Here is a 259-nt window from a genome sequence, read left to right on the forward strand (position 1 = left end):
CCACTGAACACCCTGAAGCAAACAGAAAGCGACCTTAGGGTCGCTTTTTTTATGCCTTGAATTTCATGCGAACGTGCAGGGTATAAAAAAAAGCCATAAGTGCTTGCCAGCATTGAAAGTTGTCCGTAGAATGCGCGCCACACCGAGAGACATGGGTGATTAGCTCAGCCGGGAGAGCATCTGCCTTACAAGCAGAGGGTCGGCGGTTCGATCCCGTCATCACCCACCACTCGATGTGTAGCGCAGCGGTAGTTCAGTC

The 259-nt window shown here is 51.7% G+C and carries 1 tRNA gene; it reads left to right on the top strand.

The annotated features are described in order from the left end of the window. Positions 1–153: 153 nt before the first annotated feature. Positions 154–229 (top strand) — tRNA-Val (locus B2Y33_RS05030). The last annotated feature ends 30 nt before the right edge of the window (positions 230–259 follow it).

The sequence above is a fragment of the Pseudomonas sp. UBA5666 genome, from assembly GCF_002420785.1.
GTDB lineage: Bacteria > Pseudomonadota > Gammaproteobacteria > Pseudomonadales > Pseudomonadaceae > Aquipseudomonas > Aquipseudomonas fulva.